At 65.1% G+C, this 17,764-nt stretch carries 9 protein-coding genes; 4 read left to right on the forward strand and 5 right to left on the reverse strand.

Annotated elements, in window-relative coordinates:
- The first annotated feature begins 231 nt into the window (after positions 1-231).
- Genes LLJ08_RS10350 through LLJ08_RS10365 form a run of 4 tightly spaced genes read left to right on the forward strand, consistent with a single transcriptional unit; the run spans position 232 to position 9,173 of the window.
- Entirely contained in the window at positions 232-1,473 is a 1,242-nt protein-coding gene (locus LLJ08_RS10350; protein WP_228208883.1) for an MdtA/MuxA family multidrug efflux RND transporter periplasmic adaptor subunit, read from the forward strand.
- Positions 1,470-4,550, forward strand: coding sequence for an MdtB/MuxB family multidrug efflux RND transporter permease subunit (locus LLJ08_RS10355; RefSeq protein WP_228208884.1), 3,081 nt, complete (start codon positions 1,470-1,472; stop codon positions 4,548-4,550). The genes LLJ08_RS10350 and LLJ08_RS10355 overlap by 4 nt, the downstream gene beginning before the upstream one ends.
- A gap of 28 nt (positions 4,551-4,578) precedes the next feature.
- Positions 4,579-7,683 carry an efflux RND transporter permease subunit gene (locus LLJ08_RS10360; protein WP_014820187.1) on the forward strand — a complete coding sequence of 1,035 codons (3,105 nt, stop codon included), beginning with the start codon at positions 4,579-4,581 and terminating at the stop codon, positions 7,681-7,683.
- A complete protein-coding gene (locus tag LLJ08_RS10365; protein WP_228208885.1) occupies positions 7,680-9,173 on the forward strand; it encodes an efflux transporter outer membrane subunit in 1,494 nt (497 codons plus the stop codon). The genes LLJ08_RS10360 and LLJ08_RS10365 overlap by 4 nt, the downstream gene beginning before the upstream one ends.
- An 84-nt stretch (positions 9,174-9,257) precedes the next feature.
- On the opposite strand, the gene LLJ08_RS10370 is transcribed toward LLJ08_RS10365, so the two are convergent.
- The 5 genes from LLJ08_RS10370 to LLJ08_RS10390 all read right to left on the reverse strand — a co-directional run bounded on the left by LLJ08_RS10370 (position 9,258) and on the right by LLJ08_RS10390 (position 17,572).
- Positions 9,258-10,250, reverse strand: coding sequence for a TRAP transporter substrate-binding protein (locus LLJ08_RS10370; RefSeq protein ID WP_228206962.1), 993 nt, complete (start codon positions 10,248-10,250; stop codon positions 9,258-9,260).
- Between the two features lie 147 nt (positions 10,251-10,397).
- Positions 10,398-11,846 carry an efflux transporter outer membrane subunit gene (locus LLJ08_RS10375; RefSeq protein ID WP_228206963.1) on the reverse strand — a complete coding sequence of 483 codons (1,449 nt, stop codon included), beginning with the start codon at positions 11,844-11,846 and terminating at the stop codon, positions 10,398-10,400.
- Positions 11,843-15,013, reverse strand: coding sequence for an efflux RND transporter permease subunit (locus LLJ08_RS10380; RefSeq protein WP_228206964.1), 3,171 nt, complete (start codon positions 15,011-15,013; stop codon positions 11,843-11,845). The genes LLJ08_RS10375 and LLJ08_RS10380 overlap by 4 nt, the downstream gene beginning before the upstream one ends.
- A 97-nt stretch (positions 15,014-15,110) precedes the next feature.
- Complete coding sequence (mexE, locus tag LLJ08_RS10385; RefSeq protein ID WP_042928125.1) at positions 15,111-16,340, reverse strand: multidrug efflux RND transporter periplasmic adaptor subunit MexE; 1,230 nt, start codon at positions 16,338-16,340, stop codon at positions 15,111-15,113.
- A gap of 314 nt (positions 16,341-16,654) precedes the next feature.
- Entirely contained in the window at positions 16,655-17,572 is a 918-nt protein-coding gene (locus LLJ08_RS10390; protein WP_228206965.1) for a LysR substrate-binding domain-containing protein, read from the reverse strand.
- Positions 17,573-17,764: the final 192 nt, after the last annotated feature.

The following is a 17,764-nucleotide window of genomic DNA, read 5'->3' on the forward strand; positions in this document are numbered from 1 at the left end:
GTCCGATTCGACGTGCTGGCAGACCATACGGCCTGCTTACAGCTCTTCCCCTCGCAGCTCGGTGCCCGAGAAGAACGCTAAATAGACTTAAGACCCGGCACATGGTTCCGACGCGCACCGGCCTGTCTGGGGCTCTTCATACATGCCGATACGTAAAAATGCCGTAAAGGCACTTTGCGAGCGGTTCGCGACTGCTTATGGTTCACGCTCCTTTTCAAGCGAACCCCGTTCATGACCGTGGCTCATCCTTCTTCCGCGCGTTCCAGCCTTCGTTGGCTGCTCATCATCCTCGCCTTAGCTGCCATCGGGCTGCTGGTCTGGTGGCTGTGGCCTGCACCTCAGGAAACCCCTCAGCGGCCGGGCGGGCGTCCGGGCTTCGGCGCGTTTGGCGGGCCTGTGCCCGTGCGCGTGGCCAAGGTGGAGCAGGGTGAATTCGAGGTCTTCAACAAGGCGCTCGGCAGCGTGACGCCGTTGAATACCGTCAATCTGCGCAGCCGGGTCGGTGGCGAGCTGGTCGAGCTGCGTTTCGAAGAGGGGCAGCGTGTCAAGAAGGGCGATCTGCTGGCGGTGATCGACCCTCGCCCATACAAGGTCGCGCTGCAGCAGGCGGAGGGCACCTTGCAGCAGAACCGCGCGCAGCTGAAGAACGCGCAGGTGGATTTCGAGCGTTATCGCGGTCTCTACGCCGATGACAGCATCGCCAAGCAGACCCTGGATACCCAGGAAGCGCTGGTCAGCCAGTACCAGGGCACGCTGGCCGCCAATCAGGCGTCGGTCAACGAGGCGCGCCTGAATCTCGAGTTCACCCAGATTCGCTCGCCCATCGATGGTCGGGTCGGCCTGCGCCAGCTCGATGTGGGCAATCTGGTAGCTGCCAACGACACCACGCCGCTGGTGGTGATCACCCAGACCCAGCCGATGTCCATCAGCTTCACCCTGCCCGAAGGCGAGTTGCTGCCGGTGCTGACGCGCTATCGCCAGGGCGATGAGCTTGCAGTGCAGATCTGGGATCGCGGTGAAAAGACCCAGTTTGGCGAGGGCGTGCTGGAGAGCATCGATAACCAGATTGATGCGACTACCGGCACGCTGCGCCTGAAGGCGCGTTTCGACAATGAAGCGGAGCTGCTGATCCCCAACCAGTTCGTCAACGTGCGCCTGCGGGTGGAGACCCTGCGTGACGCCGTGTTGATTCCGTCTGCGGCGCTGCAGTTCGGTTCGCGCGGCACCTTCGCCTATGTCGTCGGCGACGACAACAAGGTTGAGCTGCGGACGTTGCAGGCCGGGCCTACCAACGGCGCGACCACGGTGGTGCTCGAGGGCTTGAAGGTGGGCGAGCGGGTGGTGATGGAAGGCACCGACCGACTGCGCGATGGCGCCGAAGTGGAGGTCGTCGGCAGCCAGCGCATGGCCGAACAGGCAGCGGAAAATCCGGTGCTTGGGGGCGGTGAGGCTGCGGAGCGCGAAGAGCGATGAACATCTCGCGGTTGTTCATCCTGCGACCGGTTGCGACCACGCTGAGCATGATCGCTATCCTGCTGGCAGGACTGATCGCCTACAAGCTGTTGCCAGTGGCGGCATTGCCACAGGTGGACTACCCGACGATCCGTGTGATGACGCTGTATCCCGGTGCCAGCCCCGAAGTCATGACCAGCGCCGTTACCGCACCGCTGGAGCGCCAGTTCGGGCAGATGCCGGGGCTCGAGCAGCTGTCATCCACCAGCTCCGGCGGCGCTTCGGTGATTACCCTGCGTTTCTCGCTGGACGTGGCGCTGGATGTGGCCGAGCAGGAAGTGCAGGCCGCGATCAACGCGGCGAACAACCTGCTGCCCAACGATCTTCCGGCGCCGCCGGTGTACAACAAGGTCAACCCGGCCGACACGCCGGTGCTGACCCTGGCCGTGACGTCCGAATCGCTGCCGCTGCCCAAACTGCATGATCTGGTCGATACGCGCATGGCGCAGAAACTGGCGCAGATCAACGGCGTCGGCATGGTCAGTATCGCCGGTGGCCAGCGGCCGGCGGTGCGTATCCGCACCAACCCGGAAGCACTTGCCGCGTACGGCCTTTCGCTGGCCGACGTGCGCTCGCTGATCACCAGCTCCAACGTCAACCAGCCCAAAGGCAACTTCGACGGCCCGACCCGGGTGTCGATGCTCGACGCCAACGACCAGCTGAAGACGCCTGAGGAATATGCCGAGCTGATCCTCACCTACGAGGATGGCGCCGCGCTGCGGCTTAAGGATGTCGCCGACATCATCGACGGCGCCGAGAACGAGCGCCTCGCGGCCTGGGCCAATGACAGCCAGGCGGTGCTGCTCAACGTCCAGCGCCAGCCCGGTGCCAATGTCATCGACGTGGTCGAACGCATCCAGGCGCTGCTGCCGGAAGTGACGGCCAGCATGCCGGCCGGCCTGGATGTGGTGGTGCTCACCGACCGTACCCAGACCATCCGCGCCGCCGTCACCGATGTGCAGCACGAGCTGATGCTCGCCACCTTCCTGGTGGTGATGGTCACCTTTGTTTTTCTCAAGAAGCTTTCGGCCACGGTGATCCCGTCAATTGCCGTGCCGCTGTCACTGGTCGGCACCTTCGCGGTGATGTACGTCTGCGGTTTCTCCCTGAACAACCTGACCTTGATGGCGCTGACGATAGCCACCGGCTTCGTGGTGGACGATGCAATCGTCATGCTGGAGAACATCGCGCGGCATCTGGAGGAGGGCGAGACACCGCTCAACGCCGCGCTGAAGGGCGCGAAACAGATCGGTTTCACCCTCATCTCGCTGACTTTCTCGTTGATCGCCGTGCTGATTCCGCTGCTGTTCATGCAGGACGTGGTCGGCCGGCTGTTCCGCGAGTTCGCCATCACCCTGGCGGTGGCGATTCTGATCTCGCTGGTGGTGTCGCTGACGCTGACGCCGATGATGTGCGCCAAGCTGCTCAAGCCGCAGACGGCCGTCGAGGCCAAGCCTGACTGGGTCGAGCGCCTGATCGGCGGTTACTCGCGCTGGCTGACCTGGGTATTGCGCCACCAGACGCTGACCCTTCTGGTCGCGGTTGCGACGCTTGGCCTTACCGTCGTGCTCTATCTCGCCGTGCCCAAGGGATTCTTCCCGGTGCAGGACACCGGCGTGATCCAGGGCATCAGCGAGGCGCCGCAGTCGATCTCCTTCCGCGCCATGAGCGAGCGCCAGCAGGCACTGGCGCGGGTGATTCTTGCCGATCCGGCGGTGGACAGCCTGTCGTCCTACATCGGCGTGGATGGCGACAACGTCACGCTCAACAGCGGCCGCCTGCTGATCAATCTCAAGCCCCACGGCGAGCGAGACCTGACTGCCAGCCAGATCATCGACCGGCTGCGACCGGAGCTGGCCAAGGTGCCAGGTATCGAGCTGTACCTGCAGCCGGTGCAGGATCTGTCCATCGAGGACCGGATCAGCCGCACGCAATTCCAGTTCAGCCTCGAGACGCCGGACGGCGAGCTGCTGCAGGAGTGGACGCCGCGGCTGGTCGAGGCGCTGCGCGAGCGGCCGGAGCTGACCGATGTGGCCAGCGATCTGCAAAGCAGCGGCCTGCAGATCTATCTGGACATCGACCGCGACGCCGCGGCGCGCCTGGGCATCCAGGTCGCGGATATCACCGATGCGCTGTACGACGCCTTCGGCCAACGGCAGATTTCCACCATCTTCACCCAGGCCAGTCAGTACCGCGTGGTGCTGGAGGCAGAGGCGGGCAACCGCCTCGGCCCGCAGGCGCTGGAGCAACTATTCGTGCAGAGCGAAGGCGGCACACCGGTGCGATTGTCGAGCCTGGCGACGCTGGAGCAACGCAACGCGCCCTTGCTGATCAACCATATCGGCCAGTTCCCGGCGGTGACCCTGTCGTTCAACCTGGCCAGCGGCGTGTCGCTCGGTAAGGCGGTGGAAGTGATCGAAGCGGTGGAGCAGGAGATCGGCCTGCCGGCCGGTATCCAGACGCGCTTCCAGGGTGCGGCCGAGGCTTTCCGCGCCTCGCTATCGAGCACGCTGCTGCTGATTCTCGCCGCGGTGGTGACCATGTATATCGTGCTCGGCGTGCTCTACGAGAGCTATATCCACCCGATCACCATCCTCTCCACGCTGCCCTCGGCGGCGGTCGGCGCCTTGCTAGCCTTGTTGCTGACCGGTAACGACCTCGGGCTGATCGCGATCATCGGCATCATCCTCCTGATCGGCATCGTCAAGAAGAACGCGATCATGATGATCGACTTCGCCCTGGAGGCCGAACGGCAGCAGGGCATGAGTCCGCAGGACGCGATCTATCGCGCGGCGCTGCTGCGTTTCCGGCCGATCCTGATGACCACGCTGGCGGCGCTGTTCGGTGCGATTCCACTGATGCTGGCATCCGGCTCCGGTGCCGAGCTACGCCAGCCGCTCGGCCTGGTGCTGGTCGGCGGTCTGCTGCTCAGCCAGCTGCTGACGCTGTTCACCACACCGGTGATCTACCTGTTCTTCGACCGCCTCGGCCAGCGCTTCGGGCGTCGCCGCGAGCCGCTGGTGGAGGCTGAAGCGTGAGCCGGCCTGCGATCGTGCGGGGGCGGGCATGAACCTTTCCGCGCCTTTTATCGCCCGTCCCGTGGCGACCATGTTGCTCAGTCTGGCGATCCTGTTGCTGGGTGGCGTCAGCTTCGGCCTGCTGCCGGTATCGCCGCTGCCGAACATGGATTTCCCGGTAATCACCGTGCAAGCCAGCCTGCCCGGCGCCAGCCCGGAAATCATGGCCTCCAGCGTGGCCACGCCACTGGAGCGCTCGCTGGGCAGCATCGCCGGCGTCAGCCAGATGACCAGTCGCAGCAGCCAGGGCTCGACGCGGATCATCATCCAGTTCGACCTGGACCGCGAGATCAATGGCGCCGCCCGCGACGTGCAGGCGGCCATCAACGCCGCGCGCAACCTGCTGCCCAGCGGCATGCGCAGCATGCCCACCTACCGCAAGATCAATCCGTCCCAGGCACCGATCATGGTGCTCTCGCTGACCTCGGACGTGCTGGACAAGGCCGAGCTGTACGACATCGGCTCGACCATCCTGGCGCAGAAGCTGTCGCAGGTGTCCGGCGTCGGCGAAATCCAGGTCGGCGGCAGCTCGCTGCCCGCCGTGCGCATCGAGCTGCAGCCGCAGCAGCTGGAGCAGTACGGCGTGTCGCTGGACGAAGTGCGCCAGACCATTGCCAACGGAAACGTGCGCCGACCCAAGGGCATGGTCGAGGACGCGGACCGCCACTGGCAGGTTCGCGCCAACGATCAGCTGCACGAGGCGGCCGACTACACACCGCTGATCATCCGCTACCAGGACGGTGCAGCGCTGCGCCTGGGCGATGTCGCAAAGGTGCGCGATTCGGTGGAGGACCGCTACAACAGCGGCTTCTTCAACAACGAGCAGGCCGTGCTGCTGATCGTCAATCGCCAGGCCGGCGCCAACATCATCGAAACCATCGAGGGCATCCGCCGCGAACTGCCGGCGCTGCAGGCGATCATGCCCGGCAGCGTCGATCTGAACATCGCCATGGACCGCTCGCCGGTGATCCGCGCCACGCTGCACGAAGCCGAACGCACGCTGCTGATCGCGGTGGCGCTGGTCATCGTGCTGGTGTTCCTGTTCCTCGGCAGCCTGCGTACTGCATTGATCCCGGCGCTGGCAGTTCCGGTGTCGCTGGTCGGTACCTTTGCCGTGATGTACCTGTTCGGCTTCTCGCTGAACATCCTCTCGCTGATGGCGCTGATCCTGGCCGCCGGTCTGGTGGTGGACGATGCCATCGTGGTGCTGGAGAACATCGCCCGGCATATCGACGACGGCATGCCGCCGTTGAAGGCCGCCTACGTCGGCACCCGCGAAGTCGGTTTCACGTTGCTGTCGATGAACCTCTCACTGGTGGTGGTGTTCGTCTCCATTCTCTACATGGGTGGCATCGTCGAGCGGCTGTTCCGCGAGTTTTCCATCACCCTGGCGGCGGCGATCCTGGTCTCGCTGCTGGTTTCGCTGACGCTGACACCGATGCTCTGCGCGCGCTGGCTCAAACCGCATCAGCCCGCGCAGGAAGGGCGCCTGCAGCGCTGGAGCCACCAGGCCCATCAGTGGCTGCTGCGTCACTACGACCGGTCGCTGAGCTGGGCACTGCGGCACCGTCGCATCACGCTGCTGAGCCTGCTGGCGACCATCGCGCTGAACGTGGTGCTCTACGTGCAGGTGCCAAAGACCTTCCTGCCACAGCAGGACACCGGCCAGCTGACCGGCTTTATCCGCGGTGATGACGGCCTGTCCTTCCAGGTCATGCAGCCGAAGATGGAAGTCTTCCGCAAGGCGGTGCTGGCGGATCCGGCGGTGGAGAGCGTGGCGGGCTTCATCGGCGGGCAGGGCGGCATCAACAATGCTTTCATGATCGTGCGCCTCAAACCGCTGAGCGAGCGGAAGATCTCGGCGCAGAAGGTCATCGAGCGCATCCGCAAGAACCAGCCCAAGGTGCCTGGCGGGCGCATGTTCCTCATGGCCGATCAGGACCTGCAGTTCGGCGGTGGCCGGCAGAGCAGCTCGGCCTATTCCTACACGTTGTTGGCGAGCGACCTGAACGACCTGCGCACCTGGGTGCCGCGGGTCACCCAGGCACTGTCGGCGCTGCCGGAACTTACCAGCATCGACGCCAATGACGGCGAGGGCGCCCAGCAGATCAGCCTGAAGATCGATCGCGATGCGGCCAAGCGTCTGGGCATCGACATGAGTACGGTGACCACGCTGCTCAACAACGCCTTCAGCCAGCGGCAGATTTCCACCATCTATGAATCGCTCAACCAGTACCAGGTCGTGATGGAGATCGACCCCAGCTACGCGCAGTACCCCGAGGTGCTGGAGCAGATCCACATCATCACCGAGGATGGCCGGCGCGTGCCGCTCGCCGCGTTCGCCCGCTACGAACGCAGCCTGGAGGAGGATCGGGTCAGCCATGACGGGCAGTTCGCTGCGGAGAACATCGATTTCGACCTCGCGCCTGACGTCAGCCTCGATCAGGCGACCCTGGCCATCGAGCGCGCCGTCGCCGCCATCGGCATGCCGAGTGAGGTACAGGGCCGCCTCGGCGGCACCGGCAGCGCCTTCGAGAGCACCCAGCAAGGCCAGCCACTGATGATTCTCGGCGCCTTGCTGCTGGTCTACATCGTGCTGGGCATCCTCTACGAGAGCTACATCCATCCGCTGACCATTCTCTCGACACTGCCATCGGCCGGAGTCGGCGCGCTGCTGGCGATCATCCTCACCGGCGACCAGTTCAGCCTGATCTCGCTACTCGGGCTCTTCCTGCTGATCGGCGTGGTGAAGAAGAACGCGATCCTGATGATCGACCTGGCGCTGCAGTTCGAGCGCAACGACAGGCTGTCGCCCGCCGATTCGATCCATCGCGCCTGCCTGCTGCGTTTCCGGCCGATCCTGATGACCACCATGGCGGCCATTCTCGGCGCGCTGCCGCTGCTGCTCGGCGGCGCGGAGGGCGCCGAGATGCGTCAGCCGTTGGGTCTGACCATCATCGGCGGTCTGCTGCTGAGCCAGATCCTGACCCTCTACACCACGCCGGTGGTCTATCTGTACCTGGACCGCCTGCGTCATCGTTTCAACAGCTGGCGCGGTGTTCGCACCGATGCCGCCCTGGAAAACCCGCTATGAATCCGTCGTCGCTGAGCCTCTCATCGCTGAAGCATGCCCTGCGGCCCCTCGCGGCTGCCGTGCTGGCCCTGTCGTTGGGCGCCTGTACCCTGGGCCCGGACTATCAACGTCCGGAGCTGCCCGTGGCTACCGAATTCAAACAGGCCGAAGGCTGGAAAGCCGCGGCGCCGGCCGATGTGCTGGAGCGTGGCGCGTGGTGGCGGCTTTATGGCGATGCCGAGCTGGACGCCCTGGTCGCCCGGCTGAATGTCGACAATCAGAACCTGGCCGCGGCCGAGGCCCAGTTCCGTCAGGCCCGGGCACTGGTACGCGGTGCACGCTCGCAGCTGTTCCCGATCCTTTCCGGCAGTGCCGGCGTGACCCGTTCAGCGCAGGGCAGTGGTAGCTCGGACACCAGCGGCGGCTCGTTCGGCAGTGGCGTCAGCGAAAGCTACGAAGCGGGCCTGAGTGCGTCCTGGGAGGCGGATATCTGGGGCCGACTGCGGCGTAATCTGGAAGCGAACCGCGCCAGCATGCAGGCCAGCGCCGCAGACTTGGCCGCAGTGCGGCTGAGCCTGCAGGCCGAGCTGGTGCAGACCTACCTGCAGCTGCGGGTGATCGACGAACATCAACGCCTGCTCGACCAGACCGTCGCGGCTTACGCACGCTCGCTGCGCTTGACCGAGAACCAGTATCGGGCCGGCATCGTGCCGAAATCCGACGTCGCCCAGGCGCAGACGCAACTCAAGAGCACCCAGGCCCAGGCCATTGACCTGCGCTGGCAGCGGGCGCAGATGGAACATGCGATCGCCGTGCTCATCGGCGTTGCGCCCTCGGAGCTGGATATTGCGGTGCGCGAGGACATCCCGGCGCTGCCAGGCGTGCCGCTGGCCGTGCCGTCACAGCTGCTGGAACGCCGCCCCGATATCGCCGCCGCCGAGCGCCAGGTCATGGCGGCTAACGCCAACATCGGCGTTGCCGAAGCGGCCTGGTACCCGGACCTGACGCTCTCGGCGAGCGGTGGCTACCGCAACAGCAGCTTCAGCGACCTGTTCAGTGTGCCCAACCGTTTCTGGTCGCTCGGCCCGCAACTCGCGCTGACACTGTTGGACTTCGGCAGCCGGCGCGCCGAACTGGAGCGTGCCGAAGCCAGTTATGACCAGACCGTGGCCACTTACCGGCAGACCGTGCTCGATAGCTTCCGCGAGGTGGAGGATTACCTGGTGCAGCTGCGGGTGCTGGAAGAGGAGGCGGTTGTGCAGCGCGAGGCGCTGGAGGCGGCACAGGAGTCTCTGCGTCTGATCGAGAACCAGTACCGGGCAGGCACCGTCGATTTCCTCAGCGTTGCCACGGTGCAGACCACCGCGCTGAACAACGAGCGCACCAACCTGACCCTGCTGGGCGATCGGCTGACCGCCAGTGTGCTGCTGATCGCCGCGCTCGGCGGTGGCTGGGATAGTCAGCAGCTGGATCAGCCACCGACGGCTGCGACTTTGCCGGACGCGCCCTGATTCCGGCCGCGAAGCCGGCACCCAAAAAAAAGCCCCGCCGGATCGGCGGGGCTTTTGCGTTTTATGCGGCGTCGCTTTCGGGGGTCAATTGCGCTGCTTGCGATTGACGGTCTGGGCTGCCTTGATGATGTCCGCGCCGATCACCGGCTCGAACTGCTGCCAAACCGGACGCATCGCTTCGCGCCAGCGTTCGCGCTCTTCCGGGGTCAGGCTGACGATCTCGGTCGTTCCCGCCTGGCGAATGCGTTCACGATCGGCCTGATTCAGCTCCTCGGCCTCGCGGTTCACCATGTAGCTCACCTCGTCGAGGATGGCTTCCAGCTCGAAACGGATCTTGTGCGGCATGCCCATCCAGAAACGGGTGTTGCTGACCACCATGTAATCGAGCACACCGTGGTCGCTCTCGATGATGTAGGGCTGCACGGTATGCATCTTCTTGCTGTAGATGTTCGACCAGGGATTCTCCGCGCCCTGTACGGTGCCGGTACGCAGGGCGTCGTAGACATCGGCGAAGGCGATCTTCTGGGTCGATGCGCCGACAGCACCGAACTGCGCCTCGAGCACAGCCGACGGTTGAATGCGGAAGCTCAGCCCCGAGGCATCGCTCGGCAGGCGTAGCATGCGGGTCGCCGAGAGCTGCTTCATGCCGTTGTGCCAGTAGGCCAGGCCGGTGATGTTCTGGTCTTCCATCGAGCGCAGCAGCTGCTTGCCCTTGGTGCGTTTCTGGAAACGATTTACTGCATTGATATCGTCGAACAGGAAGGGCAGGTCGAAAACCTGCAGTTGCTTGGTGTATTGCTCGAACTTCGCCAGTGACGGTGCCAGCAGCTGCACTTCGTTGTTGCGCAATGCCTCCAGCTCCGTGGCATCACCGAACAGCGTCGAATTCGGGTAGACCTCGACGCTTACCTGGCCGGGCAGGCGCTCTTCGGCCAGGCGTTTGAACATCAGCGCACCCTTGCCCTTGGGCGTGTCTTCGGCCACTACGTGAGAAAACTTGATGACGATGGGCTCCGCCTGGGCGAATGCGCTGGTGACCGCCAGCACAAGCCCGGCAAGGGTAATGATCGGCTTCATGAAAGACTCTTTATTCTGGTTGGTTGGCAGTGCATCCAGGCGGACCGACCGCGAGGACGCTTCTAGGCTTTCAGCCGCTCCTTATGCCAAAGATAGGTGACGACTGAAAGCGCTTTCCCCAACCAACCCGGCGGGAGCGGCACCGTGTCACATTTCTGCGCGACCTCCCGCGGACTGCAACTGCTCTGCCGCGGCCGTTCGCGGCGTCTGCTCGGGGACTTCCCAGCCACCGCCAAGGGCCTTGTACAGCGCCACCACCCCGCGATAGAGCTCCACTTCGGCTTGCGCCTGAGCGTCTTCGGCCGTCAGCCGCTCGCGCTCGGCATCGAGCAGCACGAGGAAATCGGCAGTGCCTTCGCGATAGCGGATCTCCGCCTGCTGCGCGGCGGCGCGGCTGGCTGTCGACTGGCGGACCAAAGAAAGCAGGCGCTGCTGGGCGTTGGCGTAGTCGCTGAAGGCGTTCTCTGACTCTTCAAGTGCCAGCAATACCTGTTGCTCATAGCTGGCCAGCGCCGCATCGGCGTCGGCTTCGGCACCACGCAGGCGGGCCCGCACGCTGCCCAGGTCGAATGCTGCCCAGCTGATGCTCGGCGCCACGCCCCAGGCCCGCGCCGCGCTGGAACCGATCTGCGAGCCGCGCCCGGCAACGAAGCCGAGAAAGCCCGACAGACTCACGCGCGGAAACAGGTCGGCCGTCGCCACGCCGACATCGGCAGTGGCCGCGGCCAGCTGACGCTCGGCTGCACGAATGTCCGGGCGCCGGCGCAGCAGCTCGCCGGGATCGCCAATCGGTAGCGACTTGGCGATTGCCGGCAGCTCGCGGGGCGAGAGGTCGACGCTGAGCTGATCGGCGCGCTGGCCGAGCAGGGTAGCGATGCGGTTGCGCGCACGCGCCTGCTGCGCCCTGAGCTGTGGCAGGCTGGCCTCGGTGGCCGCCAGACGGGCATCGGCGCGCAGCACGTCGAGCTCGCTGCCGACGCCCGCTTCGCGCAGCTGTTCGGTCAGCTCATGGGAATTGCGCTGGTTGGCCAGGTTGTCGCGGGCGATGCGCTCACGCAGCTGGGCACCGCGCAGCTGACCGTAGGCATCCACCAGCTCGGCAATCAGGCTGACCTGCAGCTGGTAGAGCTCGGCCTCGACGGCATCAGCCTGCGCCTCGCTGGATTCCAGGCGGCGCTGGATTCGGCCGAACAGGTCCAGCTCCCAGGCCATGTCCAGCCCGAGGTCGTAGCGTTCGGCATTCACACGCTGTTCGGTCACGCCGGGTTGCTGGGCCTTGCCGATATCGGCGCTGGCGCCCGCGGTGACGGTGGGCAGACGATCATTGCTGACGTCATCGCGAATAGCCCGTGCCGCCCGTAGGCGGGCATAGGCGATGCGCAGTTCGCGGTTCTCGGCCAGCGCTTCGCCGACCAGGGCGTCCAGCGTCGGGTCGTCGAACTGCTGCCACCAGGCCGCTTCGAAGCGTGAGTGGTCGTATTCGCCAGCCGAAGCGCTGTCGATACGCGCCGGTTCCTGCTGCGGTGCCCGGTAATCGGGGCCTACCGCACAGGCGCTCAGTGCCAGTGTGAGCAGGGAAAGGGCGAAGAACTTCATGCGCGGGCCTCCTTGTAAACCGCTTTGCGGGCTTCGCGTTTCTCGACGAAGGCGCGAATCACCAGATAGAACACCGGGGTCAGCAGGAGCCCGAAGAAGGTCACCCCGAGCATGCCGCTGAACACCGCGACACCCATGGCATGACGCATCTCGGCACCGGCCCCGCTGGAGAGCACCAGCGGCACCACGCCCATGATGAAGGCGAAGCTGGTCATCAGGATCGGCCGCAGACGCAGGCGGCAGGCTTCGAGGATGGCCCCCAGCCGGTCCATGCCTTCCTCCTGCTTGTCCTTGGCGAACTCGACGATGAGGATGGCGTTCTTGCACGCCAGGCCCACCAGCACGATCAGGCCGATCTGGGTGAACACGTTGTTGTCGCTACCGGCCAGGATCACCCCGGTGATGGCGGACAGCAGTGTCATCGGTACGATCAGAATCACCGCCAGCGGTAGGCTCCAGCTCTCGTACTGCGCGGCGAGCACCAGAAAGGCCAGCAACACGCAGAGCGGGAAGACGAAGATTGCGGTGTTACCAGCGAGGATCTGCTGATAGGTCAGCTCGGTCCATTCGTAGCTCATGCCATTTGGCAGTTCAGCCTTGAGCAGGCGCTCCATGGCCGCCTCGGCCTGCCCGGAGCTGTAGCCCGGTGCGGCCGCGCCATTGATCTCTGCGGTGAGGAAGCCGTTGTAGTGCATCACTCGATCCGGCCCGGCGCTGTCGGTGACGTTGACGAAGGTCGACAGTGGGACCATCTCGCCGCGGTTGTTGCGCACCTTCAGCTGACCGATCTGCTCTGGTGCGAGGCGGAACTTCTGGTCGGCCTGGACGTTGACCTGATAGGTGCGGCCGAAGCGGTTGAAGTCGTTGGCGTATAGCGAGCCGAGGTAGACCTGCATGGTGTCGAAGATCTCGTCGATCGGCACGCCGTGGGTCTTGGCTTTTTCCCGGTCGATGTCGGCATCCACCTGCGGCACGTTCACCTGATAGCTGGTGAACAGGCCGGCCAGCTCCGGATAGTCCGCGCTCTTGGCGATGACGTTCTGCACCTGGCTGTACAGCTCCTCGTAGCCGAGGTTGCCGCGGTCCTGCACCTGCACGCGGAAACCGCCGATGGTGCCCAGGCCCTGTACGGGTGGCGGCGGGAAGATGGCGATAAAGGCGTCCTGGATCTGCGCGAACTGGCCGTTAAGGTCCGCTGCGATGGCGTTCGCCGAGAGCGACGGGTCCTTGCGCTCATCGAAGGGCTTGAGCGGGGTGAATACGATGCCGCTGTTCGGGCTATTGGTGAAGCCGTTGATCGACAAGCCCGGGAAGGCCACGGTGTTCTCCACGCCCGGGTGCTTGCCGGCAATTTCCGACATGCGCTTGATCACGTCCTCGGTGCGGTCCAGGGTTGCGGCGTCCGGCAGTTGGGCGAAGGCGACCAGGTACTGCTTGTCCTGCGGTGGCACAAAACCGGTCGGCGTGCTGGCGAAGCCCATGTAGCCGAGGCCGACCAGTCCGACATAGACCACCAGCGCAATGCCGCTGCCGCGCAGGATGCGCCGCACCAGGCCGACGTAGCCGTCGCTGGCGCGGTCGAACATGCGGTTGAATGGGGCGAACAGCCAGCCGCCAAAAATTCGATCGAGCAGACGCGAGAAGCCGTCCTTTGGTGCGTCGTGCGACCTGAGGAGTGCGGCGGCCAGTGCCGGCGACAGGGTCAGCGAGTTGAACGCCGAGATCACCGTGGAAATGGCGATGGTCAGCGCGAACTGCTGGTAGAACTGCCCGGTGAGGCCGGAAATGAACGCCGTCGGGATGAACACCGCGCAAAGCACCAGCGCCGTGGCGATGATCGGCCCGGTCACTTCCTTCATGGCCTGACGGGTCGCTTCCTCCGGCGACTTGCCGAGGCCGATGTTGCGCTCGACGTTTTCCACCACGACGATGGCGTCGTCCACCACGATGCCGATGGCCAACACCAGGCCGAACAGCGACAGCGCGTTGAGCGAGAAACCGAGCAGGTGCATGACCGCGAAGGTGCCGATCAGCGACACCGGCACCGCGGCCAGTGGAATGATCGAGGCGCGCCAGGTCTGCAGGAACAGGATCACCACCAGCACCACCAGCACGATGGCCTCGAGCAGCGTATGCACCACTGCCTCGATGGAGCCGCGCACGAAGATGGTCGGGTCGTATGCGATCTCGTAGTCCACGCCTTCCGGGAAGTCGCGTTTCAGCTCGGCCATGCGTGCGCGCACCGAGTCGGAGATCTCGATGGCGTTCGAACCCGGGCGCTGGAATACCGGAATGGCGACGGCGGGCTGGTTGTTCAGCAGCGAACGCAGCGCGTACTGGCTGGAGCCCAGTTCGACACGAGCGATGTCCCGCAGGCGGGTGATCGAACCGTCTTCGCCGGCGCGGATGATGATGTTCTCGAATTCTTCCTCGGTGACCAGACGGCCCTGGGTGTTGATCGACAGCTGGAAGTCCGTCGCGCCCGGTGCCGGCGGTGCGCCCAGAGAACCTGCAGCGACCTGGCGGTTCTGCTCGCGAATGGCGTTGACCACGTCCGATGCAGTGAGGTTGCGCGAGGCGACCTTCTCCGGGTCGAGCCAGACGCGCAGGGAGTAATCGCCCATGCCGAACAGCTGCACATCACCGATGCCATCCAGCCGCGCCAGCTCGTCCTTGACGTTGAGTGCGGCGTAGTTGGACAGGTAGAGCATGTCGTAGCGCTGATCCGGCGAGGTCAGGTGCACCACCATGGTCAGGTCCGGCGAGGCCTTGTCCACGGTCACGCCGAGGCGCTGCACCTCGGTGGGCAAGGTCGGCATGGTGCGCGTGACGCGGTTCTGCACCTGCACCTGGGCGTTGTCCAGATCAGTGCCCAGGCCAAAGGTGATGGTCAGGGTCAGCTTGCCGTCGGCGGTCGCCTGGGACGACATGTAGAGCATGCCCTCGACGCCGGTGATGGCCTGCTCCAGCGGGGATGCGACGGTTTCGCCGATCACCTTGGGGTTGGCGCCAGGGAAGTTGGCACGTACCACCACGGTGGGCGGGACGACTTCGGGGTATTCGCTGATCGGCAGCTGGAACAGCGAGATGGCTCCGCCGATGAGGATCACCAGCGACAGCACGGCGGCAAAAATCGGCCGCTTGATGAAGAATTGCGAGAAATTCATGGCGCACTCCGGGGTAGGGCGCGCGTCTGGCGCCCTGGCGGATCGATCGGATTGGCGCGGCAGGCGCGCCGGAGTTCAGGTCAGTTCTGGGAGGTATTCAGCTGCTAGGACGCTGAGCCAGGCTGCGCTCGACGACCTGCGGTTTCATCGCCTCGCTGATCGCGCGGTTCTGCTGGCGCAGGGTGGCCAGTGTCTCGGCGTCGGCCATCGGCACTGATTCCGGCTGCACCGGGCTGCCCGGGCGCACCCGCTGCAGACCGTTCACCACGATGCTTTCGCCCTTGGCCAGGCCGCTGCGGACGATGCGCAGCCCTTCGAGCTTGGGACCGAGCTCGACCGGGCGGTAGGCTACAGTGCCGTCTTCGGCCAGTACCAAGACGAACTTCTTGCCCAGATCCGTACCTACGGCGACGTCCTTGATCAGCACGGCGTCGTAGGTGGCGCTGCCGACCAGCTTCAGGCGTGCATACAGGCCGGGGGTGAAGCTGCCGTCGCGGTTGTCGAACACGGCGCGACCGCGGATGGTGCCGGTGCGCGGGTCGACCTGGTTGTCGACGAAGTCCATGTGGCCCAGGTGCGGGTGACCGTCCTCGCTGGACAGGCCGAGGTAGACCGGGGTCGCCTCGCCACGGTCGCCGTTGCGCGCCAGCTCGCGGTACTTGAGGTAGGTACGCTCATCGGCCTCGAAATAGGCATAGACCTTGTCGGTGGAGACCAGCGTGGTCAGCAGCGCCTCGCCGGCGTTGACCAGGTTGCCGGCGGTGATCAGCGCCCGGCCGACGCGGCCGTCGATGGGCGCGGTCACGCGGGTGAAGGAGAGATCCAGCTGCGCGCGGTCCAGTTGCGCCTGAATCGCCGCGGTTGCCGAGCGGGCTTCGCTGGCGGCACTGACGCGGGCGTCGGCGAGCTCGTCGGAAATCGCGTTCTTCTTGCGCAGGCGTTCGCCGCGTTCGGCTTCGGCTACGGTACGTTGCTGGTTGGCGCGAGCCTGTTGCAGTTGCGCCTGCAGGCGCTTGACCTCAGCCTGGAACGGGCGCGGGTCGATCTGGAACAAGAGGTCGCCTTTCTTCACCAGCGCGCCTTCCTCGAAGGCCACCTTGTCGATGAAACCGGACACGCGCGGGCGGATCTCCACCGACTCCGGCGCTTCCAGGCGGCCAGTGAGTTCATCCCACTCGGTCACCTGTTGCTCGATGACTTCCGCGACGCTGACGGCGGGTGGCGGCATGCCCGACTGGGTGGCCTCCGGCGCCTTGCCACAAGCGGCGGTGATCAGCACCGTCAGGGCGATAAGGGGAAAACGCAAGGCGTTGAACGAACGTTCCATGCTTGACTCCGCAAGTCGGATTTGTTGATGGGAGGAGTCTGCGTGGTCAAGCCGTTCAGCAAAAATCGAACGAGGCGAAGGTGAATATCATTGGCGGTGATGGTTGCGCATTCGTTATCAGCGCAGCGCGAGGATATTGCTCACCTATGCTTGGGAGCGGTATTGGCCGCGAATGAACCCTGCCGCCGCCGAAGCCTCGGCGCGGCATTTCCCAGCGACCACGCTCGAAGCCACGAAAAACCGGTCAGCGCATCACTGGCGGGAGCAGGCCTGTCTACCCGGCACGCGCCGCGAAGCCCCGGGCGTCGGGCCTGTCAGAGACTATCCGGATCGCCGACGAACATCTGGATGCGCGAACGCAGCCAGCGCTCGGCGGGATCGTTGTCCTGGGCGCCGCGCCAGGCCATGGACAGCTCGAAATCCTGGCTGGTCTGAAACGGCAGAGGTTCGGCGCGCACGCCGCCGTTGGCCGCCAGCGCCGCGGCGGCGTAGTCCGGGACGGTGGCGATGATGTCGGTGCCGGCAAGCAGGCTGGCCAGGCCGTTGAACTGCGGCACCGCCAAAACCACCTTGCGCTTGCAGCCGTGCAGCGCCAGTTCCTCGTCGATATAGCCGTTGAGATCGCCGGCAAAGGAGACCATCGCATGCGGACGGCTGCAGTAGTCCGCCATGCTCAGCCGGCCGGGAATGCTGTCGGCACGCAGCAGCATCGGCTTGGGCCGGCGCAGTACTTTGCGCTTGGCGTTGGCCGGCAGCTCCTCGGTGTAGCAGACGCCCACCGATATCTCACCGGACGCCAGCAGGCCGGGCATCAACAGATAGTTGGCGCGGCGCACCACCAGCACCACGTCCGGCGCTTCGGCGCGCAGGCGGCGCAGCAGCGGCGGTAGCAGGGCGAACTCGACTTCATCGGTCAGGCCGATGCGAAACACCTGGGTGCTGGTCGCCGGGTCGAAGGTCGAGGCGCGGCTAACGGCGGTGGAGATCGAGTCCAGCGCCGGTGAAAGCAGCTGGGCGATCTCCAGCGCGCGAGCGGTCGGCTCCATGCTGCGGCCGGTACGGACGAAGAGCGGATCGTCGAACAGCGTGCGCAGTCGTGCCAGGGCGGCACTGATCGCCGGCTGGCCGAGAAACAGCTTTTCCGCTGCGCGGGTCACGCTGCGCTCGTGCATCAGCGTTTCGAAGACGATCAGCAGATTGAGGTCAACACGGCGAAGGTCGTTGCGATTCATACCTGGTTCACGTCGAGCCTGCAGCCGGACCAGGAGGCGTCCGGCTCTGGAGGGTGGTCTGCATTCTAGACAGCTTCGGCTGCCAACGGCATGCCCGATCCCGCTTTCGAAATGCACAAAGCTGCAATGCGCCGGCAAGCATACATACGTAGTTCCATCATTACTGCGCATGGGAACTATCGATGGGAATCC

The sequence above is a fragment of the Stutzerimonas chloritidismutans genome (assembly GCF_020783375.1).
GTDB classification, from domain to species: Bacteria; Pseudomonadota; Gammaproteobacteria; order Pseudomonadales; family Pseudomonadaceae; genus Stutzerimonas; species Stutzerimonas kunmingensis.